Origin of the sequence: Marinilactibacillus kalidii (assembly GCF_017599325.1) — a bacterium.
Classification (GTDB): Bacteria; Bacillota; Bacilli; order Lactobacillales; family Carnobacteriaceae_A; genus Marinilactibacillus; species Marinilactibacillus kalidii.
Genome location: NZ_JAGFVM010000044.1, coordinates 74,488 through 99,653, shown reverse-complemented (window position 1 = coordinate 99,653; position 25,166 = coordinate 74,488). Strand labels below are relative to the sequence as shown.

At 38.8% G+C, this 25,166-nt stretch carries 28 protein-coding genes; 24 read left to right on the top strand and 4 right to left on the bottom strand.

Going from position 1 to position 25,166, the window contains the following annotated elements; translation table 11 throughout:
* Nucleotides 1-25 precede the first annotated feature (25 nt).
* The 3 genes from J5J05_RS11240 (at nt 26) to J5J05_RS11230 (ending at nt 2,306) form a co-directional block, all read left to right on the top strand.
* Entirely contained in the window at nt 26-601 is a 576-nt protein-coding gene (locus J5J05_RS11240; RefSeq protein ID WP_208560759.1) for a TetR/AcrR family transcriptional regulator, read from the top strand.
* Nucleotides 602-744: 143 nt separating this feature from the next.
* Nucleotides 745-1,608 (top strand): alpha/beta fold hydrolase, encoded by an 864-nt coding sequence (locus J5J05_RS11235; RefSeq protein ID WP_208560758.1) that lies wholly within the window; start codon nt 745-747, stop codon nt 1,606-1,608.
* A gap of 41 nt (nt 1,609-1,649) precedes the next feature.
* Complete coding sequence (locus tag J5J05_RS11230; protein WP_208560757.1) at nt 1,650-2,306, top strand: DUF998 domain-containing protein; 657 nt, start codon at nt 1,650-1,652, stop codon at nt 2,304-2,306.
* A gap of 67 nt (nt 2,307-2,373) precedes the next feature.
* Here the strand turns inward: J5J05_RS11230 and J5J05_RS11225 are convergent, their stop codons facing one another.
* The gene (locus J5J05_RS11225) at nt 2,374-3,000 is read right to left on the bottom strand and encodes a DapH/DapD/GlmU-related protein (protein WP_341868523.1); all 627 of its coding nucleotides are present in this window, start codon (nt 2,998-3,000) and stop codon (nt 2,374-2,376) included.
* 103 nt (nt 3,001-3,103) lie between these two features.
* On the opposite strand from J5J05_RS11225, the gene J5J05_RS11220 reads away from it, so the two are divergent.
* The gene (locus J5J05_RS11220) at nt 3,104-4,318 is read left to right on the top strand and encodes an NAD(P)-dependent oxidoreductase (protein ID WP_208560755.1); all 1,215 of its coding nucleotides are present in this window, start codon (nt 3,104-3,106) and stop codon (nt 4,316-4,318) included.
* Between the two features lie 46 nt (nt 4,319-4,364).
* Here the strand turns inward: J5J05_RS11220 and J5J05_RS11215 are convergent, their stop codons facing one another.
* Nucleotides 4,365-4,964, bottom strand: coding sequence for an acetate uptake transporter (locus J5J05_RS11215; RefSeq protein ID WP_208560754.1), 600 nt, complete (start codon nt 4,962-4,964; stop codon nt 4,365-4,367).
* Nucleotides 4,965-5,121: 157 nt separating this feature from the next.
* Nucleotides 5,122-5,613, bottom strand: a complete 492-nt coding sequence (locus J5J05_RS11210) for a cupin domain-containing protein (RefSeq protein WP_208560753.1) — start codon at nt 5,611-5,613, stop codon at nt 5,122-5,124.
* A gap of 175 nt (nt 5,614-5,788) precedes the next feature.
* Here J5J05_RS11210 and J5J05_RS11205 point away from each other — a divergent pair, with 175 nt between their 5' ends.
* From J5J05_RS11205 to J5J05_RS11195, 3 genes are read left to right on the top strand one after another with little or no spacing between them, the layout of a single operon-like run.
* Nucleotides 5,789-6,712, top strand: a complete 924-nt coding sequence (locus J5J05_RS11205; protein ID WP_208560752.1) for an alpha/beta hydrolase — start codon at nt 5,789-5,791, stop codon at nt 6,710-6,712.
* A gap of 38 nt (nt 6,713-6,750) precedes the next feature.
* Nucleotides 6,751-8,187: an alcohol acetyltransferase gene (locus J5J05_RS11200; RefSeq protein WP_208560751.1), complete on the top strand. Its 1,437-nt coding sequence runs from the start codon at nt 6,751-6,753 to the stop codon at nt 8,185-8,187.
* Nucleotides 8,147-8,812, top strand: coding sequence for a DUF6320 domain-containing protein (locus J5J05_RS11195; RefSeq protein ID WP_208560750.1), 666 nt, complete (start codon nt 8,147-8,149; stop codon nt 8,810-8,812). The genes J5J05_RS11200 and J5J05_RS11195 overlap by 41 nt, the downstream gene beginning before the upstream one ends.
* Nucleotides 8,813-8,844: 32 nt before the next feature.
* On the opposite strand, the gene J5J05_RS11190 is transcribed toward J5J05_RS11195, so the two are convergent.
* Nucleotides 8,845-9,372, bottom strand: a complete 528-nt coding sequence (locus J5J05_RS11190) for an AAA family ATPase (protein WP_208560749.1) — start codon at nt 9,370-9,372, stop codon at nt 8,845-8,847.
* A gap of 230 nt (nt 9,373-9,602) precedes the next feature.
* On the opposite strand from J5J05_RS11190, the gene J5J05_RS11185 reads away from it, so the two are divergent.
* From J5J05_RS11185 to J5J05_RS11105, 17 genes are all read left to right on the top strand, one after another.
* Nucleotides 9,603-11,708 (top strand): BglG family transcription antiterminator, encoded by a 2,106-nt coding sequence (locus tag J5J05_RS11185; RefSeq protein WP_208560748.1) that lies wholly within the window; start codon nt 9,603-9,605, stop codon nt 11,706-11,708.
* A 2-nt stretch (nt 11,709-11,710) separates the two neighbouring features.
* Nucleotides 11,711-12,019 (top strand): PTS sugar transporter subunit IIB, encoded by a 309-nt coding sequence (locus tag J5J05_RS11180; protein WP_208560747.1) that lies wholly within the window; start codon nt 11,711-11,713, stop codon nt 12,017-12,019.
* 22 nt (nt 12,020-12,041) lie between these two features.
* Complete coding sequence (locus tag J5J05_RS11175; RefSeq protein WP_208560746.1) at nt 12,042-13,331, top strand: PTS sugar transporter subunit IIC; 1,290 nt, start codon at nt 12,042-12,044, stop codon at nt 13,329-13,331.
* 17 nt (nt 13,332-13,348) lie between these two features.
* Complete coding sequence (locus tag J5J05_RS11170) at nt 13,349-13,756, top strand: tetratricopeptide repeat protein (RefSeq protein ID WP_208560745.1); 408 nt, start codon at nt 13,349-13,351, stop codon at nt 13,754-13,756.
* Nucleotides 13,757-13,772: 16 nt separating this feature from the next.
* Nucleotides 13,773-14,639 carry a class II fructose-bisphosphate aldolase gene (locus tag J5J05_RS11165; protein WP_208560744.1) on the top strand — a complete coding sequence of 289 codons (867 nt, stop codon included), beginning with the start codon at nt 13,773-13,775 and terminating at the stop codon, nt 14,637-14,639.
* A 1-nt stretch (nt 14,640) separates the two neighbouring features.
* Nucleotides 14,641-15,258: an AAA family ATPase gene (locus J5J05_RS11160; protein WP_208560743.1), complete on the top strand. Its 618-nt coding sequence runs from the start codon at nt 14,641-14,643 to the stop codon at nt 15,256-15,258.
* A gap of 121 nt (nt 15,259-15,379) precedes the next feature.
* Nucleotides 15,380-16,072: an aspartate/glutamate racemase family protein gene (locus J5J05_RS11155; RefSeq protein ID WP_208560742.1), complete on the top strand. Its 693-nt coding sequence runs from the start codon at nt 15,380-15,382 to the stop codon at nt 16,070-16,072.
* 12 nt (nt 16,073-16,084) lie between these two features.
* Nucleotides 16,085-16,978 carry a LysR family transcriptional regulator gene (locus J5J05_RS11150; RefSeq protein WP_208560741.1) on the top strand — a complete coding sequence of 298 codons (894 nt, stop codon included), beginning with the start codon at nt 16,085-16,087 and terminating at the stop codon, nt 16,976-16,978.
* A 115-nt stretch (nt 16,979-17,093) separates the two neighbouring features.
* Complete coding sequence (locus tag J5J05_RS11145) at nt 17,094-17,633, top strand: hypothetical protein (protein ID WP_208560740.1); 540 nt, start codon at nt 17,094-17,096, stop codon at nt 17,631-17,633.
* A gap of 15 nt (nt 17,634-17,648) precedes the next feature.
* Entirely contained in the window at nt 17,649-17,873 is a 225-nt protein-coding gene (locus J5J05_RS11140) for a helix-turn-helix domain-containing protein (RefSeq protein WP_208560739.1), read from the top strand.
* Between the two features lie 115 nt (nt 17,874-17,988).
* Nucleotides 17,989-18,702, top strand: coding sequence for a lantibiotic protection ABC transporter ATP-binding protein (locus J5J05_RS11135; protein WP_208560738.1), 714 nt, complete (start codon nt 17,989-17,991; stop codon nt 18,700-18,702).
* Complete coding sequence (locus J5J05_RS11130; RefSeq protein ID WP_208560737.1) at nt 18,699-19,460, top strand: lantibiotic immunity ABC transporter MutE/EpiE family permease subunit; 762 nt, start codon at nt 18,699-18,701, stop codon at nt 19,458-19,460. The genes J5J05_RS11135 and J5J05_RS11130 overlap by 4 nt, the downstream gene beginning before the upstream one ends.
* Nucleotides 19,457-20,212: an ABC-2 family transporter permease gene (locus tag J5J05_RS11125; protein ID WP_208560736.1), complete on the top strand. Its 756-nt coding sequence runs from the start codon at nt 19,457-19,459 to the stop codon at nt 20,210-20,212. Before J5J05_RS11130 ends, J5J05_RS11125 begins: the two co-directional genes overlap by 4 nt.
* Before the next feature lie 3 nt (nt 20,213-20,215).
* The gene (locus J5J05_RS11120; RefSeq protein ID WP_208560735.1) at nt 20,216-20,899 is read left to right on the top strand and encodes a response regulator transcription factor; all 684 of its coding nucleotides are present in this window, start codon (nt 20,216-20,218) and stop codon (nt 20,897-20,899) included.
* A complete protein-coding gene (locus J5J05_RS11115) occupies nt 20,869-22,221 on the top strand; it encodes a sensor histidine kinase (RefSeq protein WP_208560734.1) in 1,353 nt (450 codons plus the stop codon). The genes J5J05_RS11120 and J5J05_RS11115 overlap by 31 nt, the downstream gene beginning before the upstream one ends.
* Before the next feature lie 226 nt (nt 22,222-22,447).
* Entirely contained in the window at nt 22,448-23,347 is a 900-nt protein-coding gene (locus J5J05_RS11110) for a glycine betaine ABC transporter substrate-binding protein (RefSeq protein ID WP_208560733.1), read from the top strand.
* Between the two features lie 222 nt (nt 23,348-23,569).
* A complete protein-coding gene (locus tag J5J05_RS11105) occupies nt 23,570-25,165 on the top strand; it encodes a histidine kinase N-terminal 7TM domain-containing diguanylate cyclase (RefSeq protein WP_208560732.1) in 1,596 nt (531 codons plus the stop codon).
* Nucleotide 25,166: the final 1 nt, after the last annotated feature.

Here is a 25,166-nt window from a genome sequence, read left to right as displayed (position 1 = left end):
AAAGTGTTGAAAGAAGGAGAAAGAAATGAAAGAAAACCGTAGCGTCCAGAAAACCAAGCGTCATTTGAAAGAAGCACTTATTTACTTTTTAAAAGAAAAATCAATACATCAAGTTAAAGTAAAAGAGTTAACAGAAAAAGCAGAGATCAATCGTGGAACGTTTTACTTCCACTATTCAGACATTTATGAATTGCTTTATGAGCTAGAAGATGATGTCTTTACAGAGTTGGAGAAGATGTTTGATCAGTATGATGATAACCTTGAAGGTGATTCAGAACACCCGCCACTACTTGAAGTGTTGTTCTCAAGTCTTTCCGAGGAATGTGATATTATTTATATCTTATTAGGACCGAACGGAAGTCGTTCATTCTCGTCTCGGATCGATGGTTGGGTAGATTATCATTCAAGGAATATTTTACAGACAGCCTTTCCACAAGTGGAACCCGCTTATCACCGTTTAGTTTCTGCTTTTTTGATTAGGGGCGTCATCGGTACTTTTAAAACCTGGTACGAAACGGGACAAAAACAAAGTCATCAGGAACTTGCGGAGATCATCCGAAAAATTATCGGACATGCACCGACCGATTCTCAAAAAAATTAAGGATCAAAGTCACTAAAAGGCTTGAGGATAAAGTGTTTTGTGGGGGATTTTTGATGATTTTGGATATAATAACGGTGTGAACCGATAGTGGATGAGAAATGTAGACTGCCTATAAATGAGGATGAGTTAAAGGAGAAGTGGATATGAATGCGATCGAACATACTTATATAGAAACGAACGGCGTCAGACTTCATGTTGCGCAACAGGGTCCCGAAGATGGAGAACTCGTATTATTGCTGCATGGATTTCCAGAATTCTGGTACGGATGGCATCATCAAATGGCGGCTTTATCAGAACAAGGTTATCGTGTTTGGGCACCCGATCAGCGCGGGTATAACCGTAGTGACAAACCAGATGAGGTTAAAGCATACGACATGGATCATTTGGTAGAAGATGTTGTCGGCCTGATCAAACAATCGGGTCGAAAAAAAGTCATACTAGTAGGTCACGACTGGGGTGGAATTGTTTCCTGGAAAGTAGCGGAAAAACACCCAGAACTGATTCAAAAAATGATTATTTTAAATGCACCTCATTTGTCAGCAATGAGTAAACATGTGTTGGAGCGACCATCACAGTTGCTGAAGAGTTCGTACATTCTATTCTTTCAGTTGAGAGGACTTCCTGAAAAGTTATTTAGTCGAGACAACTGGGACATTGCATCGAATGCCTTAAAAGGGAGTAGTATAGAAGGGACGTTTAGTGAACAAGACATGGACGCTTACCGTACAGCTTGGTCTGAACCAGAAGCCATGAAATCAATGATCAACTGGTATCGAGCAAATGGTCGGAACTTGATGCGTTCTAATGCGGATGCACGGATCTCTGTCCCGACGTATATTATTTGGGGTACGAAGGACCAGTTTCTCGGAAAAGAACTGGCAGATAAGAGTCTGAATTATTGCGACAATGGTAAAGGTATCTTACTCGGCAATGCAACACATTGGGTACATCACGAACAGCCTGAGCACGTCAGCAAACTTATGCTGGATTATATCCAAGAGGCGTAACATGCGCAAGTATGTACAGCTTGAATCAAAGGGGTCATAGAATGGAAAAACATCAATCAAGAAGATTACTGGCGGCTGCCTTATTCTTTATAGCAGCTTCCACGATCTATCTTTCTACTGAAGCTATTTCAGCACATGCATGGGTAGATCCAGATTATGGTTACACGTATCACTACATCAGTGATCTTGGTGTTGCGAAGCGACTCATGATCGATGGACGAGCGGTTTACTCTCCGTTAGCATATGTGATGAATAGTGGATTTATTTTGTATGGGCTACTCTCAATGAGTGCCTATCTACTGGCTGCACCATTACTGCAACAAAAAGCACGCGTACTCGTTTCACTCGTCGCAGTGATTCAGGGAGTAGGAAATGTCTTAGTTGGTCTATTTCCGGGAGAAACTTACGATTATACAAATATGCATACGATTGGAGCGGGAATGGCGATTGCTGCCGGAAACCTGACACTCATCTTATTTGGCATCTATTTAAACAAGCATCATTCGAGTACAAAAAAACGACTAAGAAAATTGGCCATTGGACTAGGCATTTTTGGTTTGATTGCATTGGGTATGTTGCTCATGAATGATTTTGGTTATCCCGCAGTTTTTGAACGTTTATCTGTATATACCATGACATTGTGGAATTATGTATTTGGTATTTGGCTGATTAGAGCGATGCAGCGAAAATATCTATAAAAAAATCAAACAAGGTCTCAAGAAAGTCCCAAACGATTGGCCTTTCTTGAGACCTTATTTGATTGAACTAAAGAGAATGATATTTCTCAACAAAGTCTTCAATCGGTAATTTCAAGTCTTCATAACGTTCCTCTAGTTCTGCTCTAGACCAGTTCCACCACTGGATGTCTAAGAGTTTAGCTTGAATCTCTTTTGGAAAACGTTCTTTCAGTGGTTTAGCAGGAATCCCGCCAACGATTGTGTAAGGGGCAACGTCTTTTGTAATCACTGCACCCGCACCGATGACCGCACCATCACCAACGGTTACACCTGACTGGATCGTAACACCGTGACCGATCCAAACATCATGACCGATCGTAGTGATTTTTTGTTTTCTTTTTTTAAGAAATTGTGTATCCTTATTCGGAAAGCCGTAGCCATCTCCGTTGTAAGCAAATAAATGCTGAGAGGGTCTTTCGTAAGGATGATTGGTTGGGCCAATGCGCACCATATCCGCTATACTAGCGAAGCGGCCAATCACTGAATTTTGAATATAGCAGTAACTGCCGGTGTAACTGTAACCACCAATCTTTGCGTTATCGACACTATTAGAAGAACCCAGTTCAACATATTCTCCAAAGGTCGTATCTTTGACTTGGCTATTTTCTCCGATAACGGGACGATCAGGATAAAGCTTAATCGTTTCAATATGCACTGTAAAGCACCCTCTCCAAACTTTTATTTTAGTGTAACCAATGATAGAATGAAATGCAAAGTAAAAATGAACGAATGAATCATGACTCAAAGGAGGCGATAGCATGTACGAAATCAAAGTGATCGACAGTTTTTCCAGTAAACAATTGGCTAAACTAAAGCATGCAAAAGCTAAGGTAACAGATACCGCTCACCCACATGGTATTATGGTCAGAAGTTCAGTTGTTCCAGATGATTTGCTGACTGAAGCATTGTTGGTTATATCAAGATCTGGGGTAGGCGTGAATACGATCAATGTTGAAGCCGCTACTGAAAAAGGTATCGCCGTTTTGAATACACCTGGTGTAAATGCTAATGCGGTTAAAGAAGCCGTACTTTCTAGTTTGTTTGCGACTTTTCGTCCAATCGGTCCGGCAGCTGACATGGTTCAGACATTGAGTGGTGCAGACTTATTGAAACAAGCAGAAGATAAGCGAGACGCTTTCGTAGGAAGAGAACTGCAAGGTAAGGTGATTGGTATCGTTGGACTCGGGTCAATCGGTTCTCAAGTTGCAAGAAGTTGTTACGATTTGGGAATGGAAGTGCTAGGCTATGCTCGGTCAGATAAGGATCTGGATTACGTCGAACAATTGGAACTGGAAGAGTTGTTGCGTCAATCAGACTTTGTAGTACTGACTTTACCGTTGACAGAAGAGACCAAAGGGATCTTATCCAAGGAACAATTGGCTCTGATGAAACAAGGTGCCTATTTACTGAATTTTGGAAGAGGACCCCTTGTAGATAATGAAGCTATAGTTGGTGCATTGGCTACCGATCAAATCGCGGGCTATATTACTGATTTTCCTGAAGAAGCGTTGTTGGGAAACGACAAAATCACCTTGCTGCCACATATCGGTGGGAATACACAAGAAGCATTAGAAGGTGGCGAACGATTGGCGAGAAAAGCACTCAGTGATTTCTTGTTATATGGAACGGTGAGGGATTCGGTCAATTTCCCTGGTGCCAGACAATTGTTTCATTCTCCTTACCGTGTAACGGTATTCTATGAAGAAACGATGGATACCTTAGCGGAAATTATCCAATTATTTAACCAATATAATCTACGTATGGGAGATATGACGAGTAATCGTAAGAACGGATATGTATATGTATTGATTGATTTAGAAGAAGGACTGGATAAGATTGAAGGTGCGGTACAAGAAATCCAAAAAATCCCGACCGTCCAACGCGTTAGAATATTGAAAAGACCGCATTACAAAAAGTCACGTGGACGAAAAAATAAAAAGGTAAGAATCATGACGAAACAAGATGAGCAATAAAAAATACCATCCAATATTGGATGGTATTTTTTATTGGCTTTTTAGTTTACTTTACTTCACCTAAAGGCATAAGTGTTTTGCCGTATACTTCATTGATGACTTGTGCTAACCCAGCATAAACAGCTGAAAATCCACAAATGATCCCTTCGTATCCAGCAACCGTGATGACCATTTCAGATCCAGTGAAGTCTCCGATAGCTAGCAAGAAGAATAAAAGCGCTAGAGAGCCGAAAACTACTTGTAATGCACGGCTGATTCTAAGTGTTGCGATAAATAGACCCAATGTGAAAAGTCCCCACATGAACAAGTAAGCAGACATCGCTTCCGGAGCAGTTGGTTCACCTAATCCCATCATTGGTAATAAATTCAGTGCAGCAAATGATAGCCAGAAAAATCCATATGATGTAAAAGCCGTTGTACCGAAAGTGTTGTTCTTTTTCCATTCCATGATTCCAGCAACAACTTGAGCCAATCCTCCATAGAAGATTCCCATTGCGATAATCATTGGGTTGATTGGAAAGAATCCAGCATTGTGGATGTTCAGTAATACTGTCGTCATTCCGAATCCAAGCAATCCAAGTGGTGCAGGATTAGCAGTTATTTCATTGAAGGCAATTTTTTTGCCTTCTGGTATCCCATTACTCATTTTTTGTTCTCCCTTTTAGGTGTTGTCGTGGTTACGCACGCTTTTTCAATTATACAGTAGCCGCAAGGCAAGTCAAACGAAATTTAAGGAGAAAAAATGACATCATTCGCCAAAATGACAAGCTTTCAAAGAGATGCTTTCAAAACAAGTTGATATCTTATTCAGGAAGCGTTTCATATGCTAATTTTGTAATAATTTCTTTGTGCTCAGGATAAAGCGTTAATAGTTCAGTTTGTGTAAATAATTTGAAATCTGAAAAATCAAAGCCTGGAATAACAGTGCAACTCACTAATGCATAGCCTTCTTCGACGGTTGAACCAAAGATCGTTCCGGCAGGTACCGTATGGTGTAGTCTTTCTCCGTTTGCTACCTCTAATCCAACAAGATGTTGATGGTAAGAGCCATCAGGATGAAGTTCATGCACCGTGAGTGCTGAGCCAGCGTGATAAAACCACAATTCATCCGAAGTTAGTCGATGAAAGTGTGAGGCCGATTCTGTGGTCAGTAAGAAATAAATATTGGTATAAAGGGGTAAAGATGTTTCGTTGGAATGAACAGGCTGTTCCCCTTTATCTGTTTGAATAAAATACCCACCTTCTGGGTGTGGTTCTAAGCCGAGTTCGTTGATCCATTCTTGTGCAGTTTTCATATTGATCATCCTTTCAATAGATAAAATGGCATTGTTGGTTACGCTCAGTTTAACATAGTCGGCTGATTCGAAACTGATCATGAACGTCATATCGGTTAAGGTATAGATAGATTTAATGTCTACAAAGCGTTTTCGTGATAAACTGTAGAAAAGTAAAAGATAATGAGGCTAGCCTATGAATCCACTTTTCAAACTCCTATTGAAGTTGTTGTCTTCTCCTAGGATCGATATTCAAGAAGACTATGAATCCATTAGAAAGTTTCAGCAGATTTTCTATCATTCGCCCAAACGCTCCTACAGAGTGTTAGATGAAAAAATCTATTCTGAAAATCGCTCGCATACAATAGATGTACGGGTATTCCAGCCAAAAAAGAAGCAATATGAAGAACCAATTTTATATATCCATGGTGGTGGGTGGGTGATCGGTGATATTGATTCTTACACAAAAGCCTGTCTCAACTTAGCTGATGCGTTGGGTAGAGTCGTGTATTCTGTGGATTATCGATTAGCGCCAGAATTTCCTTACCCTGCAGGATTAGAAGACTGTTTACGTGTAGCTGAGATTTTACTCGAACAATTGGAATTCACAGGGCCAGAAGATGTCTCCAAGTGGATCATTATGGGCGACTCCGCAGGTGGGAATCTCGCGGCTGTCGTCAGTATCTTGTTGCGGGAAAAAGGACTGACACAACCTTATAAGCAAATACTGTTGTATCCTGTTACCTATTGGGATCATTCTGAATCTTCTCCTTTTGAATCGATTAGACGAAACGGTCATGACTATGGCCTGACGATTGATAAAATACAAAGTTATATGAAATTATATGTTCCGAATGAAACTGAACGAAAAGATTATAAAGTCGCACCACTAATGGCGGAAGATTTATCTCATCAACCAGAAACGCTCGTGATTACAGCCGAGTATGATCCGCTTTGTGATGAAGGCGAAGCATATGCTAACGCGTTATTCAACAGTGGAAATAAAGTAAGGTTACACCGCGTGGAGAATGCTGTTCATGGATTTATTACGTATCCTAAGTTTGCTTCTCCGCTAGAAGAATCGTACCGTATTATGAATGATTTTTTAACAAGAAATTAAACGTTCCATCAGACTGAGTCAGAAAGGGGAAAGATCCGTTGGAAAGAAGAAATTGGGTAAGATTAGACAATGCTTCCAATATCTTTTTAGCAGCAAAAAACGATATCGATACAAAAGTCTTTCGACTCAGTGCTGAGTTAGAGGGGACCGTTAATCCGAGAGTATTGCAACGCGCGCTGGATATTGTCTATAAACAATATGCGTTATACCGAAGTGTTTTAAGAAGAGGGCTGTTTTGGTATTACCTTGAAGAAAGTAATTTGAGACCGGTTGTTAGACCTGAAACCCAATCACCCTGTGCGCCCATTTACCATTTTGACCGAAAAGAATTGTTGTTTAGAGTTTTATATCATCAAGATCGCATTCATTTGGAGGTGTTTCATGCCTTATCAGATGGAACGGGCGCCCAGTGGTTTTTTGAAGATTTGGTATCTGAATATATTTCTTTGATGCATCTTGAACCGCAATCAGATGGTGTTGAAGCGGATCCCGACAGGGTGACAGATCAACGAGAAGATAGCTTTGCAAAACATTTTAGAAAAAGTCGTCAGAAAAATTTTGGCAAAGCGGCGCTTTCAGCACTTGAAAAAATTTATCTCGAAAGAGAAAATGATGAGCCTGTAAAGAAAACGGCTGTTTCTTCAGCGACGATGGATGAACCAGATATGATCGACGATAACCAGGATCAGCAAACTATTTATCGAATCAAAGGGACTAAGACACCCGATAATCGTACACGCGTGATAGAATTGGAACTACCATTAGACCAGATGTTGAAGTTAGCCAAGTCCTTTGAGGCATCGCTGACCGTTTATTTGACAGCACTTTACTTGGTTGCTGTTGAACAGACGAAGGAAGAAAATGCGAAGTCTTCAGCACTCACAATCTCTGTGCCTGTAAATTTAAGACAATATTTTCCGTCTTCTTCAGCGAGAAATTTCTTTACTACGGTTAAGTTAAGTGCATCTATTGCAGATCGCGCACGGCCGGATATTCAAAAGCTATGTAGACAACTTTCTGAACAATTAAAAGCACAAACGAATCAAGCATATCTAGAAGATAGACTGAATCGATTTATCTCCTTTGAGTTGAATCCTTTTATTCGTGTACAACCAAGACCGCTGAAAGATTTCATTTTAAAGATAATCAATCGAATAAATAATCAGAAAGTAACCGTTGCAATGTCAAATTTGGGTAGAGTCGTGTTTCCCGAATCGGTCAGACCATTTATACGAGCTGTTTATTTTCATACCTCTGCCATAAGACCGCAATTTTGCATGATCAGTCATGAGAATCAGTTGACAGTCAGTTTTACGACGCCTTTTGTGGAAACGGAGATTCAAAAAAGATTCGTAGAACTATTAAGAGAAGAAGCTTTGCCGGTGACTGTCAGAGCGAATAAAGTAACAAAAGAAGAAATGGAGGGGAACGCTAATGAACCAATGCCCTCGTTGTCAGACAACAGTAAAAGGTGAGTGGACACGTTGTCCGCTATGCGGTAGTCAGATCATGGAAAAGGAGCATAGCGCACATGCTAATCCTTTTCCGGAGATTCCACTGAGATTTAATCGGGCTAGAATCACAAAGTTACTTACGGGTATTTCCATTTTGGTAGCTATGGCTTATTTTGCGGTTCAATGGTTCTGGGCGTTTCCATTTTTTGGTTTAGATTATGTTTTAGCTGGGATCATCAGTATGTGGTTAGTCGTATTGATCATCATTCGTAAACGTCGAAATATTACAAAAGGCATTCTTTATCTGATTTTATTTTTATCGATGATCAGTTTTTATTTCGATTTCACAAGTGGTTGGCAAGGATGGGCTGTGACTTATTCCATTCCAATCATCTGTACGTCAGCTTTGATTGCAATGTTTCTAGCCATTCAAACGGTCCGTTTAGATGCAGAAGATTACGTTCTTTATCTTCAGGCAGCGGCTTTGCTGGGTTTCATCCCTTTGATTTTCTTGCTGATGGGCTGGACGACTGACCCTTTACCCAGTGTGATTTCTTTCGTAACTAGTACGTTGATGTTTTGGTCAGTCATGATTATTCACGGCAAGGAAATTTTTATAACATTAAGAAAAATCATAGATGTATAAGGATAACTATTTTCTAATTAAAAGCGGACTGATCACTGATCAGTGCGCTTTTTTTGAGTAGATGCCGAATTGTTCAGTGCCGTTTCTATGATGGCTAAAATTTCTTTTGGTGTATGACTTTCATTGAAGAGGAACTCATTAGCGTGACCTAACTGATCATGTTCATTCCACCAACTACGCATGGCTTCTTCTCCAAAATCATTGGCTTTATCTCTTTGTTGATGGCGTTTCAAGGTTTCTTGAAAAGGAAGATCAAAATAATAAATCAGCGGTGGTTGATTACATAACTTTATGATTGTTTCAAACATATCCGCGTACCAAGGGGCTTTAAAGATACCTTCCACGATAATATAAGGACAAACCGTTCTGCCATAACGAACCATTTCGATTATCATCGGGATGATCAGCGTATCTGGTCCGTCTGAAGTATACATGATCTCTCTACGGATAACGTCTTGAGAAATCAACAAGGTGTTCTTTCCTAAACGTGCCTGTAAGGCTAGTGCAGTCGTTGATTTACCACTACCAGAATTCCCTCTAAGAATGATGAGTTGGCTCATATAAATTCCTCCTCAAAAAGATAAGATAAGCTCATTATACTATGACAAAAAGAGAGAATCGACGGAAAGAAAGATTAATCACGATAAGGTATGCTTATATAGAAAAACAAGTTAAGATAAGGCTATTAAATGGAGCGCTTACAATTTTGCCGTTTCAAGTTGCAACAATCTCTACTGATAACAGATGAAAAGACCTTTTATACTATAGTCAGATAAGGAGTTGATATAAGTTGAAAGATAGAACTTTAAAAACATTAACGCGGTTAATGGACTCAGACCTACCTTTATCTATTGAAACATTGAAAGTAGAAATGAATGTTAGTCCACGAACCATTAGAAATGAGATCAACGAAATCAATGACTTTCTCGAAGGCGAAGGGATTTCTAGAGTCCAAACGATTCGAGGGAAAGGATTTATATTAGCGATCACAGATAATGAACGAGCTAATATTCAGTCATTGACCGATTTGGATCACTCAGAAGCTTATCTATCAAGAGATGAGAGAATATTTGATCTTATTCTTTCTTTTTCCCTCTCCACAGAACCGGTATTTTGTTACCAGAAAGAAATAGACTATCAAATTTCTAAAAGCACGATGGACGAAGATATGCGACGTGTCAGGAAATTGTTGAGACAATATGATATTGAAGTTGTTAGTACAATAAAACAAGGAATTCTTTTGAAAGGAACAGAACGTTCGATAAGAACGATGATTTACGACGTTATCAATAAATCAGTTGGTTCAATCGCTATAACGACTGGTAAAAGAGCAGAAACGGTTATCGAGAATCTACTGAATCGCTATATACCAAAAGAAACATTTACAACATTGGATCAGATTTATGACCAGACGATCTCTTCTACAGAAGAGAGTGCTTACCGAGACCAAATGATTCTGTTTACAGCTGTTTGGATCAGTCGGTATTCTGCAAAGCAAGTGATCGTAAAGAGTTCAACGGATTTAAAACAGAAAAAACACTCTAAAATGAAGGCGTATACAGAAACGCTCTGCACCGTATTGGACGTTTGTCCTCCGGAACAGGAACGGCAATACATCAACTTTATGCTAGAGTCCTTTACTTCAGAAAACACGACTGAATCAATCGAGTGGGTACAAGCGCAACTACTATCCATTCAGTTGATCCGACATGTAGAACAGGCAACGAATATCCCTTTTACTAGAAAAGAAGAATCACTTCACGAGGGCTTGTATAAACATATTTTAGGATTGATCAATCGCGTTAAAAATCATATTCAAATGGTTAATCCACTGAAAGAAACGATTCAAAATTATTACCGAGAGGTCTATCGAGCGATTCAAACGTTCACACCACAAGTCGAACAGATCACCGGTGAGCAATTGACCGACGATGAGATCGCCTTTCTCACGATTCATTTTTCGGCTTCTGTCAGTGCAATCAATCAAGACCTAAAGTATACCTACAAAGCAGTCATTGTCTGTAATCATGGAACGGTGACCGGTAAATTACTATCAGAAAATCTGAAAGAACAATTCAACATTGATATTGTGGGGGTGTTGAGCTCAAGAGAGATTCATCTCATTGAAAAATTAGATGTCGATGTCGTCTTTTCAACTTTGGCACTCACCTATGAGCAGAAGCCTTTACTGGTACTGGATCCCATTATCAGAGAAGAAGACAAACAAACGATCGAAGCTTTTCTAACAAAACATCAACAGTTTAAGAGACTGACAAACCATACTGTCGATGCGACTGACTTGTTTCAAGCGTTTATCGATATCATCAAGCAAAGTGGCGGCAGTGTATCTGGGAAAATCTATCAGTCAATGGAAAAGTTATTTGATACTCATCAGTTAAAAATCAATAAAAAGGAGATTCAGCCAATGCTTAAAGATATTTTGGAAGACAAAGACATTTTACTTTCCGAGCAAGCAGCGGACTGGAGTGATGCTATCAGAAAAGTCTCAGTCCCTTTGCTAGAAAAAGCGATCATTGAGGAACGGTATGTAGATGCCATGATTCAATCAGTAGAAGAGTATGGCCCCTATATTGTGATCGGAGAGCATATTGCCTTAGCCCATGCTAGACCAGAAGATGGGGTCAATAAATTAGGTGTCAGCGTAGCTACTTTAGAAGAACCGATTGTTTTTGGAAATGAAGATAATGATCCAGTCAAAATCATTTTTTGTTTGGCGGCAGTGGATGCGTATTCTCATTTGAACATTATGAAAAATTTAGTGGACTTGATCAATGATAAAGAAAAGATAGAAGAAATGGTTCAATGCAAAGATATCCAACAGTTTAAAAAAATTCTATATAGTGAACAATCAAAAATAACAGAAACGGGGAGATGAACATGGCTAAAAAGTTAACGATTTTATTTGTATGTGGGGCAGGACTAGGAAGTAGTTTCGCAGCACAGATGTCTGCGGAAGATGTATTGAATGCAAAAGGTGTAGAAGCAAAATTGGATCATGTAGATATTTCAAGTGCAGCGTCCATGAGCCCAGATATTATCATTACAGCACAAAATTTCAAATCACAGTTTGAAAAGTTCAACATTGATGAAAGCAAGACGGCCATTGTCTATTTGAAAAATATTGTATCCAAACAAGAGATCGACGAAAAACTAACACCTGTATTAGAAGCCAAGGGCGCTATCTAGAAACCGTATAGGAGGAAAAAAGATGTCAGTCATTAATTTCATAGTAGATAATATTTTAACGCAAGCATCCATTACAATCGCATTGATTGCCATGCTAGGCTTGCTGCTACAGAAGAAATCCATGGGGCAAGTCATATCTGGCACATTGAAGACATTATTAGGCTTTCAAGTACTCAGTGCCGGTTCAGGCATTATTGTTGGTAGTTTAACGTACTTTGGCGAAATCTTCACGATAGGATTCGGTATGCAAGGGATCATTCCTTCGATTGAAGCGATCAATGGTCAAGCTATGAACGAATTAGGGTTAGGAAGAGATATTGCTTTAACCTTCTTAGCGATTTTCGTCTTTAATATCTTGATTGCACGATTTACCAAATGGAAATATATTTTCTTAACTGGTCAGGCAATATTATGGATGGCTACGATGACCACAGTCTTTGGATTCTTTGCAGGACTAAGAGGAATCACACTGATTCTTGTTGGCGGATTTGTTGGTGCCGTCTTCGCAGTAGCAATGCCGGCACTTGCACAACCAATCATTCGAAAAGTTACCGGATCAAACGATATCGCACTTGGTCACTTCTGTACACTGGGGTATCTTTTTGAAGCCGGTGTCGCAAAAGTATTCGGTGAACGTGGAGAAAACAAAAAATCGATCGAAGATATTCAATTGCCTGGGTCTTTTGAATTTTTACAAGATACGTATCTTTCACTCATGGTCGTAATGGTGCCACTCTATATCGTTACAGCAGCCTTTGCAGGAAGCGAATTTGCTTCTACGCTATCAGGATCACAAAACTATATCATGTTTGCATTCATACAAGCGATTCAATTTGTCGTAGGGGTTTATGTCCTACTAGCCGGCGTACGTTTACTGCTCGGAGAAATCGTACCAGCGTTTAGAGGGATTGCGATGAAACTTGTACCTGATGCTATTCCAGCACTCGATTGTCCGGTATTTTTCCCTTACTCACCAAATGCCGTTATTTTAGGATTTATCACAACAACCATAGGTACAGTGGTTGCGATGTTCGTTTTACCAGTTTTTGGATTAGCAATGATTTTACCAGGTATGCTAACGAATTTCTTTGCCGGCGGAACGGCTGGGATATTCGGTAATGCAGTAGGTGGACGACGTGGTGCGATCATTGGGGGAATCGCTCATGGTTTCTTTATCACACTCCTACCTGCTTTACTCGTAACGATTTTCAACAGTCTTGGCTTTATCAATGCAACGGCTACAGATGTTGATACAGTCTTCGCAGCGCTACTTTACGCTTGGATTTTAAGTCCCATTTTAAAAGCCTTTTAAAATAAGGAGGAACAAAGATGTTCGGATTATTTAAAAATAAAGATAAACCAAAAACGAAAGAACCCACTACACCAGAACCGACATTATCCGTAGAAGAAAAAGCACGACTCGTCAATGAAATCGAAGCATTGGACAAAGAAATAGAACAGACTAGTGAAACGGACAAGCCAGCGCTTGCAGTTCTTTATGAAAAAAAGGGACTGAAACAAGCAGAACTGGATGAAAAAGAACAGGCAGTAGCGTCTCTTGAAAAAAGTCTTGATTATAAACTGTCTATCGGTGATGGCTATAAAAAACTCATGAGCTTATACAATGCAAAAAGAGCTGAAGCTGCTCGGAGTGGTGACGACCAAGGGATTGATTACTATATGAACAAAATGGATGACATGAGACAAATCGCTAAAAAAGTAACCACATCTAGATAAAAGGGAGAGAAAAAATATGTATACAACTTTAAAAAACGTGACACAAACAGCTGAGGACTTGAACATGACGATTGGTGCGTTCAACGCCCACAACTTGGAAATGATGCCCGAAATGATCCGTGCTGCTAAGGAAATGGGTTCACCGATTATTATTCAAACATCCATTGCTACAGCGAGATATATTGGTTTCAAAGTGATGGTCGCTGTCGCAAAACAATTAGCTGAAGATGAAATGGTCGATGTTGCCTTACATTTGGATCATGCCCAAGATTTTGATGATATCAAAGAGGCGATTGATAGTGGCTATACATCGGTGATGTACGATGGCTCTCAGTTACCCTTTAAAGAAAATATTGCAAAAACAAGAGCAGTTGTACAATACGCCCACAAACACGGCGCTTCCGTTGAAGGGGAGCTCGGTACGATCGGCGGTACAGAAGAGGGGATTCATGTTGAAGAAGCGGACAGAATTTATACCAGTCCTGAAGATGTTGTTGAATTTGTAAAAGAGACCGGTGTGGACGCTTTGGCTATTGCGATTGGGACAAATCACGGTCAGTTCAAATCTAAAACAGAAGTAAATATTCCATTATTAAAAGAGATTCATCAAGTAACGGATATTCCCCTAGTGGTTCACGGTGGAACAGGTGTGAAAGAAGAAGATTATCCAGATTTAATCAATAATGGTATTCGTAAATTTAACGTAGGAACAGAGTTACTTGTTAACTGGACAAAAGAAGCGAAAGCTTGCTTTGCAGAGACCCCTGTCAATAAGTCACTGCGCCATAATGTGATTCCTGCTAACTTAGCTGTAAAAGAAATCATCAAACATAAGATTGGTTTGTTCATGAATGTGGACAGTCCAATCAAAGTAGCACAATAGTATGAAAAAATATTTGATTCTTTTAGCAGGGAGTCCAGCAACGGGGAAATCCTACCTCGTAGAAGAATTGAAGACCGTCTTACCAGATATGTTTATCATCACACCTGATGAAGGAAAAGAAATCATTGCGGATTCTGTTGGATTCAGTAACCTAGCTGAAAAAGCAGTGTTGGAAAAAGAAGTCTGGGACTTTTACTATGGTGTGTTGGCGTATTACATGAAAATCGGTAAAAAAGTTATTCTTTCAGAGTACCCTTTTAGTCAAAAACAAAAAGGGGAACTGTCAAAGCTTTCTACGCAACACGAGTATACGGTCATCACGATCAGGCTCGTTGCAGATTTTGAGATACTTTGGGAAAGACGAAAAAAAAGAGATGTTGAACTTTCTAGACATCTGAGCCATATTCAGACACATTATCACTATGGAGACAGTTTAGAAGATCGATCTACAGCAGACAACCTGATCACTAAAGAAGGATTTAAGCAGATGATCGAAACGAGAGGATACAACGATTTTCAGTTGGGAGAACTGATTGAGATTGATGTGACCGATTATACGGTTGTTGATTATTCCGGATTAAAACAAACACTGCAATACAAAATCACTCATGATTTATGAGCAAATCAATGACCTCTTCTACGAAAAAGTAGAAAGAGGTCATTTTGTTATTTTAATTTAGATAGTTTTAAAGTAGAATTGATAAAAAGGAATAGCGAAACATACATAGGGGGCAGTTGAAATGAAAAAAATTGGCCTGATAGGTGGAATGAGTTGGGAATCCTCAGCGGAATACTACAGACTGATCAACGAGCAAGTGAAAGAGAATTTAGGCGGACTGCATTCAGCAGAGTGTATTTTATACAGCGTAGATTTTGAAGAAATTGAACATGACCAACAAACAGGAAATTGGGATCGAGCAGGTGAGCGGTTGGGGCAAGCAGCGCTTTCTTTAGAAAAAGCAAGTGCTGACGTTATCGTGATCTGTACGAATACGATGCACAAAGTGATTCAGTCGATCGAAGAAAAGATTTCGATTCCAGTGTTGCATATTGCAGATGCGACAGCCAATGCACTAAAGGAAGCCCAGATTCAAACGGTTGGTCTATTGGGGACGAAGTATACGATGGAACAAACTTTTTATAAATCGAGAATTGAACAACAAGGCATTCAAGTAGTCGTTCCAACAGAAGATAGACGTAGTAAAATCAATGAGATCATCTTTGATGAACTATGTTTAGGAAAGATGGAAACTGATTCTAGGGTCTATTTCCAAGAAACAATCAAGCAACTAAAGGAACAAGGTGCTGAAGGCGTTATATTGGGCTGTACAGAGATCGGTTTATTGATTAAGCCAGAAGATTCAGCGTTAGCAGTATTTGATACAACGGTGATTCATGCAAAAGAGGCTGTGAACTGGTCTTTAAAAAAGTAAAGTAGGTGAGCTATGTTAGACAAACGTGTGTTGTACTTCCTGGCGGTCGTTGAGGAAGGTTCCTTTTCTGCCGCAGGAAAAGCTTATGTGATTACGCAGTCTGCAATCAGTCAGCAAATTGCTTATCTGGAAAGCGAACTAGACGTGACCCTCTTTGACCGCAGTTTTTACAAACCAAGGCTAACGAAAGCAGGAAAAACATTTTACGATTTTTGCACCGAAACGCTTGAAAAAGAAACAACGATGCTTTCCGATCTTAGAGAAATTTCTCGAATAGAGGACCGTGTTTTGCATATTGGGATAACTGGACCGCTAGAGGCTGTTCACTTGCCAAATATCATTGCACTGTATGAAGAACAATATCCTGAAAAAATCATTAAAGTGACACGGACGATATTTAAATCATGTGTTCGTCAAATGCTCGAAGGTGAATTGGATGCAGTCTTCGGAACCATACAAGATCTTGAGTCGTATGCCATGATAGAAACAACTAGAATGATTGAACAACAAATTTGTTTGATCACGTCTCCTAACCATCCGTTAGGAACCCAAGAAGCTGTTTCCTTAAAAGCACTAGCGGATTACCCCATCATTACGCTGTCAAAAAAAGCCTATCCGGACTATTATGCAACGCTAAAACATCAAATAAGAGAAGAACAGATTATATTGAATATTGTTAAATATGTAGATAGCATGGAAGAGCTGATTCGTGCCGTACAGTTAAACCAAGGCATTGCATGGATTGGAAAGGAGATTATTGGTCATACCGATAAAGTACGCGTTTGTCCATTGGCTGAAACTTATAACAGTGTACCTTTTGGAATTGGAAAACGTAAGCGGAACCAAAAAACGGATATACAAGACTTTATAGATCTTTGTCAGCAGTATTTCAATCAGCTATCTTGAAAGTATTAAATGCGCTTGAAAAATTGTGAAATCAACAATTAATTAATGTTTATCGTTAATTAATTGTTGATTAACATTTATTTTAATGGTAACCTTTCAAAAAGGAGACGATTATATGAACCAGAAAATCAGATTACTCAGTAAGAGTATTAGTATTTTACTAAACGTATTTATTGTTTTGATTGTTTTGCAACTCGTTTATTTTGCTTTTGTTGTTTTTGACGGAGGGTCTTTTTCACAGAACAAGCAAGTACCAAGTGGGATTTTTACCGTATTTAGTATGGGAAGAAAATCAGGTATAGTCGATCAGTCTATCGTAGACACGATCAATGTAACACTAAGATACATATTGCTTTTTTTAACGTTAGTTGGTTATGTTATTGTTTCCAGAATCTTCAGTGGTCTTGCTAAAAGTGAAGTGCCTTTTAAAACGATTCAAGTCAGAAAAATCTATTTGTTATCAGGATTATCGTTTCTCGGTTTCTTCGTAATCAGTTTTTTACCATCCCTTTTATATGCGATTTTCTTAGAAGGCACATATGTACAGATGAATATTGATGGTGGGTTATTATTGATTGGGCTCATGTTTTATACACTAGCTGAGATATTTAAATATGGTCAATCCTTACAACAAGATGTCGACGAAATACTATAGCATGGAGGAAAAATAATGGCCATTATTCTTAGGTTAGATCGCGTCATGGCCGATCGCAAAATCTCTTTAAAAGAATTATCCGAAAAAGTTGGCGTTGCCAATGTCAATTTATCAAAAATCAAAACAGGTAAGGTGAGTGCTGTACGATTCTCGACCCTAAACGCAATCTGCAAGGTACTTGAATGTCAGCCAGGTGACATATTGGAATACGTAGAAGATGAAGAAAATAGCGACTCGTAAAATGAGTACCTAAGTAGATACCGATAAGGTGTCTACTTTTTTTTAGTTTATACCTGTATTCAGTTATAAATCAGTTAGATATACGCGGTATAGTGCCGGTAAGGAGCTGATAAAGATGGCGCAGAATATGATTGAAACAAAACAATTAACGAAGAAGTTCGGTAAAGAAAGCGTACTAAAAGAAATTGATATCCATGTAAGACGAGCAAGTGTGTATGGACTATTAGGGGCAAACGGAGCAGGTAAGTCGACCTTGTTAAAAGTGCTGACCGGCATATTAAAACCAACAAGTGGAGAAATCTGGGTTGATGGAAAACGATGGGATAGAAATCAGGTCGCTTCAGTCGGTTCAATGATTGAAGGACCGGCTATTTATCCTAATTTGTCAGCACATGATAATTTAAAAGTACTGAGTTTATTACTAGATTTACCAGAAAAACGAATCGAGAAAGTACTAGAAATCGTTGGATTAGTAAACGTAGGGAAAAAAAGAGCGGGGCAGTTTTCTTTAGGCATGAAACAACGGCTAGGTATCGCAATGGCACTTATTAACGAGCCCGAAGTACTGATTCTGGATGAACCAACAAACGGACTCGACCCATTAGGTATTCAAGAATTAAGAGAACTGATTCGGTCTTTTCCAGAAAGAGGCATCACTGTTATTTTATCTAGTCATTTATTAACAGAGGTTCAACTCGTAGCAGACGACATTGGTATCATTCACGAAGGAGTAATGGGATTTGAAGGCAAAAATGATCGAAATGCTCATGATCTCGAAACGATCTTTATGAAAATCGTTCAACAAAATAGAGCGGAGGTGTCTAGATGATCAATACCATCAAAGCCGAATGGTTGAAAGAAAGACACTCGTCGAATCGTTCGCTCTTTTGGATTATACCGCTAGTTTTTACTATTTTTTGTTTTTTGGTGAGTATGCTTATGGGCAAGGCGGAATCAGGGTCAATTAGCTTCTTCATAGCCGCAGCCTATAATTGGTATCCTTCAATGATCAGTCCAATCGTGCTATCTTTAATCACTAGCCATGCCATTAAGCGAGAAGACGATCAACGAAAGATTGATTTTCAGTTATCGATGAATGCTGATGCGAAAAGCATTTGGATAGCAAAAATCTTCATCACTTTGCTAGATTATAGCATCGTTACCTTGTTCAATCTAATACTTGCAGTAATAATAGAAGTGACTGTTTTTCAAGAAACGACGAGTATAGGCGCCATCATCTTTGCAAGTATCATACTCATTATTTCGAATAGCTGGTTGATACCGTTCAGTTTACTGATTGCATATAAACTGAATCGTCTAATGTGTTTTGCGATAAATGTTCCGATGACCATCGTAGGTGTTGCCTTTTTTGCAGCGGCACCGGCATGGATCTACTTTCCCTGGAGTTATAGTACCAGAATGATGGCACCTGTGCTGGGTATTCATCCGAATGGAACCTTTCTTGCAGTAGACAGTTCTCTGATGGATCTGTCGGTTGTAGTGTTGGGAATAATAACAAGCTTTGCGTTGTTTATCTTGCTGTCGGTTACGACAACGAGTCTTTTTGTAAGGAGCGTGAAAATATGATTCACCGTATTCGAGCAGAATGGTTGAAAACAAAGCATACATGGATCCCTAGCATGACTTTCCTATTACCTTTTACTTTTTCGCTGGTTCTGATCGGCTACTTTATGACGACAGCATTGACTATAACAGCAGAATACGAAGCAACAAGTTTTCTTATTCTTTTTAACCTTTGCGTGATGATCATTTTAGGGGTTTTTATTGATCTGATCACCGATCTTGACCGTAAAGCAGGACGATATGCGAATGAATTTCGAACTGACCTGAACAGAAAAAACTATTTTCTTGTTAAATGTCTTAGTATTGGTTCTTATCTAGGATTAACTTATATGATAGCTGGCGGAACTTTTTATATCGGTTCTTATTTGAGAGAAACCCAAGTACCGATCAATCTCTTTTTGCTTTTCTTGAGCATCAGTTATTTACTGATGTTACCAAACGTGCTTTTGGTACTCTTTACAAGCTACCAGTTCAGAATGAATGGCGCGGTTATTAATTCTGCCTTTTTAGCTTTATTCGGTATACTGATAGGTACTACAGGACTAGGTCAAGAAATTTGGAAATACTTACCGATAACGTGGTCGATTCGCATGCACTACGAATATTTTCCCAGTCAAGCAACTGGTGGGACCTTGTTGATTAAACCCCTATTTGGATTAACGATTATTGCGTTATTACTTATCATCTGTATCTTTTTCATCGAGCGAATTTGGTATAATCAATGGGAAGCAGAAGACGGTAGCAAGGAGGGATAAAGTATGGCGCATATTATGATTATTGATGATGATTTGGATCTACTAAAACTGATGAGACGAGCGTTAGAGAAAGTTGGACACACCATTACTGTTCAATTGGATTCAAGTACAGTGAACATCCAAGCCATTAATCAGTGTGACTTATTACTATTGGATGTGATGATGCCAACGGTAGATGGCTTTACGTTTCTGAGATCCAATCGCAATCAAATCGATATCCCCGTTTTATTTTTAACAGCTAAATCATTCGAAAAAGATATCCTAGAAGGCTTTGCATCTGGCGGAGATGATTATATTACAAAACCTTTTTCCATTAAAGAACTGCGTGCAAGGGTAGAAGCACACCTTAGAAGAGAGACAAGAGAGAAGCAATACCGTCTGAACGATGGCACGATCAGCGCGGATCTCATACAAAGAACTTTCTATTGTCTAGAAAAACCCGTAAATCTTACTGCATCTGAATATGATATTTGCTTGCTCCTTTTAAAAAACAAAGGACAAGTCTTTTCAAAAGAAGCGATTTATACATCCGTTTATGGCTTCGATGGCGAAGGAGACAGTCAAACAACCATAACAGAACGTATTAAAAAAATTCGCCATAAGTTTAGTGCATATCATGAACAACCAATACAAACGGTTTGGGGGATTGGGTACAAATGGCTAAACGATCCATCAAATCGATTTTAATACAGTTTTTAATGACTATGCTACTATTTTTAATGAGTGTGGTAGCTTTGTTTTATGTAGGAATGAACCTCGCGCTCAACAGCGGGGTTCTTTATCCTGCCAATTACCCAGAGCGAATGGCTTCAGAGATTGCAGAGGAAATTGATCAACAAAACTTTTCTGTCGCTCAAATTCCTGGGTATATCCATTATATTGAACTAGATAAAGAAGGAAAGATCGTTAATCAATCTATCGCGTCACTCGAAGAGCGGGAGAAACTAGCACAAATGACAGAGGCGTATACGAGTCGGAGCACTAGGCAATACAGAAGGATAGAAGGAGAACAGCGGACACTTGTTTTGACATACCGATTAAAAGCAGACTTTAAATCGGATCAGTTACGAGAACGATTACCAACAGCTGAGCATATAATGACCGTAAGTTTTTTGCTCGTGATCGTGATTGGTCTCGTGTTGCTCGTCAGACATTTCGCCAAGCGGATTGATCGAGAATTACAAATGATTTTGACAATAAAAGATTCTATTTTTGATCAAGAGAATGACTATGCCAGGAAAAACAGTACGATAAAAGAAATTGATGATATCTTACGTTCCCTATACAAGATGGAAGATAAATTGAAAAAAAGTTTAAGAACCCAGTGGTCCCAACGTGAAGCCCTTGAGACGACGTTACAAGCGATCTCTCATGATATTAATACGCCCTTATCGATTATTGCCGGAAACATAGAACTACTAGACGAGACAGTGCTTGATGAAGAACAACGAGCTTATCTGACCCATGCGGAAAAAGGGTTAGAAAGAATGCATAGTTATCTCAAAGAATTACGTTATCTATCAGGGTTAGAAGTCGAAACCGTCCAAACTTGCGTATTTGATGAAAAAACCATTTCAAGTATAGAAACGCTAGCCAAGCAGATTTCTACGATGAAACAAATAAACGTATCTGTTTTAGAGAGAGAATATGAAGCAAGTGTAGATGTAAATAAAGGGGAATTAATGAAAATTATTCAAAATCTGGTTAAAAATGCCATCGATCACAGTCGAATAAAAACCCAACTGACATTGTCTTTTAAACATGTGGACGATCGGTATGAAATAGTGATTGAGGATGAAGGGGATGGCTTTTCTCAAGTTGCATTAGAGAAGGGAATGGATCGGTTTTTTACTGAACACAAAGCACGAAACAAAGAGCATTATGGACTAGGCTTGTTTATCGCAAACGAACTGGCAAATAAAAATCATGCGCGGTTATTTACTGAAAATATAAAAAAAGATAAAAAAGTTTTAGGTGCACGTATCCGGTTGGTTTTTGAAACAAAATAAACAGATAAAAAGAATAAAAGTTTAAATACTGAAACTAAAAACTAAAAAAAATTTCTTTTAAACGCCCATTTGACAAGGGTTTTTTGAAAGCTTCTCCAGGTTATGTTAACATATTTATCGGAGCTTGTTTTAGTTTGCTTTACTTTAATCGTGCGGAATATTTTGTTCAACATGGATAAACAAGTGAAGCGATCATAAAACAACTCGAATTTGGAGGAGGAAAAGAATGAATTATCAGAAATCTATAGGAACATTGTCAATCGTATCGGGGGCTTTGCTACTTTCAGCTTGCAGTACTAGTGAAGGTGCAGAGGATACAGGAGAAAACCATTTAGGCGAGCAACTAGACTACACAATTACTGGAACAGAGCCTGGTGCTGGTTTAACACAAATGGCGCACGATACTATAGAGACGTACGATAACCTAGAAGGTTGGACACTACAAGAAAGTTCAGCTGCTGGGATGATAACAGAATTAGATCAGGCGATTCAAAACGAAGAACCAATTATTGTTACTGCTTGGGCGCCACATTGGAAGTTTGAAGAATATGATATCAAGTTTCTAGATGATCCAGAACTGACTTTTGGAGAAACCGAAAGTATTCATACGATAGCAAGAACAGGTTTCCAAGAAGACCATCCGGCTGCTTATCAAATCGTTGACCAATTTAATTGGACAGTGGAAGATATGCAAGACGTTATGTTAGAAGCAAGAGAGCAACCTTTTGAAGAAGTAGCGGAAAGCTGGGTAGAAGATAACCAAGAAAGAGTTTCTGAATGGACAACCGGTGTGGAACAAGGAAACGGTGAACAGATAGAACTTGTTTCTACGCCATGGGATACGGAACGCGCTTCTTCAAATGTCATGAAAGTTATTTTAGATCAACAAGGATTTAACACTACTATTACAAGTGTAGATCCAGCAATCATGTTCAGTGCAATTGCATCTGGAGAAGGTGACGTCAGCCTCGCACCATGGCTCCCAGGATCTCACGGGGCATTTATGGATGAATATGGCGATGATCTAGAAGATCTCGGAGAAAACCTTGAAGGTGCACGTAGTGGATTAGCCGTTCCAAGTTATATGGATATTGATTCAATTGATGATATACCAGGAATGGACTAAATAAATCAAGACTAGCTATAATAAAAAATGCACGATTTGATAGCGTCATTTTTTAAAATTCGATGATGTAGGGAATAGTTGATGTTCAATTGTTCCCTACATTTTTATTTTATTCAATTATTCTTACATAAATATGTCATAAATTGTTCTTAATCCGTTTAGCTTGAAATGGAGGGAGTTGTGATATAGTAAAATGAAAAGGACATTATTTGAGGGGACTATATGCGCGAACAAATGCTAGCTTACATCTCGATCATTACAATGTCAGGTGTATTAAATTTCTACTTATTCCTGTACGTTTTTAACAGGAGGCGTCTTTACAAGAGGATTTCTTTCTACTTTTTAGTTTATGTAGCAGTGATCGTCATTTACTGCTTGGGATCCGCTTTTGGTATGTTATCAGCTAATTTACAACAATTAAAATTCTGGACGGCGATCATGTATATTGGTCTACCCTTTACTTCGCCACTTGGTTTATTATTTATCATGAAGTATCTGGGTATCAAAGTACAAAAATACCAAATAGCAAGCTTACTGACGATTCCAGTGATAACGACAATACTCGTATTTACGAACGACTATCATCACCTTTACTATAGAGTGTTCACTTTACACCCTACGTTGGGCGCACCATTTTTTTATCAAGAAATTGGGTTTTGGTATTTACTACAAGGTGGTCTGACATTTGGGTGCATGTTGGCAGGTCTACTTTTGCTGGCATCTAGGTACAAAGAAGTTTCTATCCAGTATCGTTTTCAAATTACAGCACTCATATTTGGTCAGTTCTTACCGATCGTCACCGCTTTTGTCTATTTATTAGGTATCACACCTGAAGGTCTGGACCCAGTACCAATGGTTTTATGGATATCCACTTTGCTTTATTTTTGGGCGATCAGTACTTCAAAATTATTTAGTATTATGCCGGTTGCAAAAGATGTTATCTTCAATAGTATCGATGATGCTGTAATGGTTCTGGATGGCTCTTTTAGACTAGTTGAAATCAATCAAGCAAGTAAATTGCATTTTCCACAGTTGAATCACGCCATGTTTGGGCTAGCAATTAGCGATGTGTGGCAAGATTTGTTCAATGCTACATTTGACATGGAAATTGGTCTTTTAGAAATCAATGTTAGCGTGGATAATGATCGAATCTACCAAGTGAGACTGTCTACCTTGGATCCAATGAGAAATATGGAAGGATATTTGTTAATATTCACTGATATTACAGAAGTGAAAAAATTACAGCATTTGTTAGAACGACAAGCCTATTATGATGAATTGACGCATATTTATAATCGACGAGCTTTCTTACAACAATGTGAAGTAGACTATACGCAATCTCATATGGAGGAGACACCTTTTGCTGTGATGATTATGGACGTGGATTATTTTAAAAAAGTGAACGATGTTTATGGTCATCTCATTGGAGATCGCTTGTTGGCACATGTTGTGACGATTTGCCAAAATAATCTTTTAAAGGGAGAACTGTTTGCAAGATATGGGGGAGAAGAATTTGTCTTCTCAATCAAAAATTGCCATCAATTAGAAGCAGAACTATTAGCTAATCGTATCCGTTTGGCAGTTGAAAAGACACCCTTGATCACATCAGAAGGTGAAATTACGGTCACATTGAGTATTGGTATAGCGGGGTCCTTGAAACAAGGGACAGATACAATCTCTGATTTATTGAATAAGGCAGATAAGGCACTCTATCAAGCCAAAGAAACTGGAAGAAATAAGGTTAAGGTTTTTACGGAAGATATGGTTGATTTAGATTCGTCTGATTTGGAGAATCCTTCTAATCCTATTATGATATAAA

Coding starts and splice junctions, on each gene's coding strand:
- J5J05_RS11165 (WP_208560744.1), top strand. CDS start 13,773: ATGTATACAACTTTAAAAAACGTGACACAAACAGCTGAGGACTTGAAC.
- J5J05_RS11230 (WP_208560757.1), top strand. CDS start 1,650: ATGGAAAAACATCAATCAAGAAGATTACTGGCGGCTGCCTTATTCTTT.
- J5J05_RS11210 (WP_208560753.1), bottom strand. CDS start 5,613: ATGAAAACTGCACAAGAATGGATCAACGAACTCGGCTTAGAACCACAC.
- J5J05_RS11215 (WP_208560754.1), bottom strand. CDS start 4,964: ATGAGTAATGGGATACCAGAAGGCAAAAAAATTGCCTTCAATGAAATA.
- J5J05_RS11105 (WP_208560732.1), top strand. CDS start 23,570: ATGCGCGAACAAATGCTAGCTTACATCTCGATCATTACAATGTCAGGT.
- J5J05_RS11170 (WP_208560745.1), top strand. CDS start 13,349: ATGTTCGGATTATTTAAAAATAAAGATAAACCAAAAACGAAAGAACCC.
- J5J05_RS11240 (WP_208560759.1), top strand. CDS start 26: ATGAAAGAAAACCGTAGCGTCCAGAAAACCAAGCGTCATTTGAAAGAA.
- J5J05_RS11155 (WP_208560742.1), top strand. CDS start 15,380: ATGAAAAAAATTGGCCTGATAGGTGGAATGAGTTGGGAATCCTCAGCG.
- J5J05_RS11220 (WP_208560755.1), top strand. CDS start 3,104: ATGTACGAAATCAAAGTGATCGACAGTTTTTCCAGTAAACAATTGGCT.
- J5J05_RS11145 (WP_208560740.1), top strand. CDS start 17,094: ATGAACCAGAAAATCAGATTACTCAGTAAGAGTATTAGTATTTTACTA.
- J5J05_RS11115 (WP_208560734.1), top strand. CDS start 20,869: ATGGCTAAACGATCCATCAAATCGATTTTAATACAGTTTTTAATGACT.
- J5J05_RS11160 (WP_208560743.1), top strand. CDS start 14,641: ATGAAAAAATATTTGATTCTTTTAGCAGGGAGTCCAGCAACGGGGAAA.
- J5J05_RS11140 (WP_208560739.1), top strand. CDS start 17,649: ATGGCCATTATTCTTAGGTTAGATCGCGTCATGGCCGATCGCAAAATC.
- J5J05_RS11175 (WP_208560746.1), top strand. CDS start 12,042: ATGTCAGTCATTAATTTCATAGTAGATAATATTTTAACGCAAGCATCC.
- J5J05_RS11120 (WP_208560735.1), top strand. CDS start 20,216: ATGGCGCATATTATGATTATTGATGATGATTTGGATCTACTAAAACTG.
- J5J05_RS11135 (WP_208560738.1), top strand. CDS start 17,989: ATGGCGCAGAATATGATTGAAACAAAACAATTAACGAAGAAGTTCGGT.
- J5J05_RS11180 (WP_208560747.1), top strand. CDS start 11,711: ATGGCTAAAAAGTTAACGATTTTATTTGTATGTGGGGCAGGACTAGGA.
- J5J05_RS11205 (WP_208560752.1), top strand. CDS start 5,789: ATGAATCCACTTTTCAAACTCCTATTGAAGTTGTTGTCTTCTCCTAGG.
- J5J05_RS11125 (WP_208560736.1), top strand. CDS start 19,457: ATGATTCACCGTATTCGAGCAGAATGGTTGAAAACAAAGCATACATGG.
- J5J05_RS11110 (WP_208560733.1), top strand. CDS start 22,448: ATGAATTATCAGAAATCTATAGGAACATTGTCAATCGTATCGGGGGCT.
- J5J05_RS11130 (WP_208560737.1), top strand. CDS start 18,699: ATGATCAATACCATCAAAGCCGAATGGTTGAAAGAAAGACACTCGTCG.
- J5J05_RS11195 (WP_208560750.1), top strand. CDS start 8,147: ATGAACCAATGCCCTCGTTGTCAGACAACAGTAAAAGGTGAGTGGACA.
- J5J05_RS11190 (WP_208560749.1), bottom strand. CDS start 9,372: ATGAGCCAACTCATCATTCTTAGAGGGAATTCTGGTAGTGGTAAATCA.
- J5J05_RS11150 (WP_208560741.1), top strand. CDS start 16,085: ATGTTAGACAAACGTGTGTTGTACTTCCTGGCGGTCGTTGAGGAAGGT.
- J5J05_RS11235 (WP_208560758.1), top strand. CDS start 745: ATGAATGCGATCGAACATACTTATATAGAAACGAACGGCGTCAGACTT.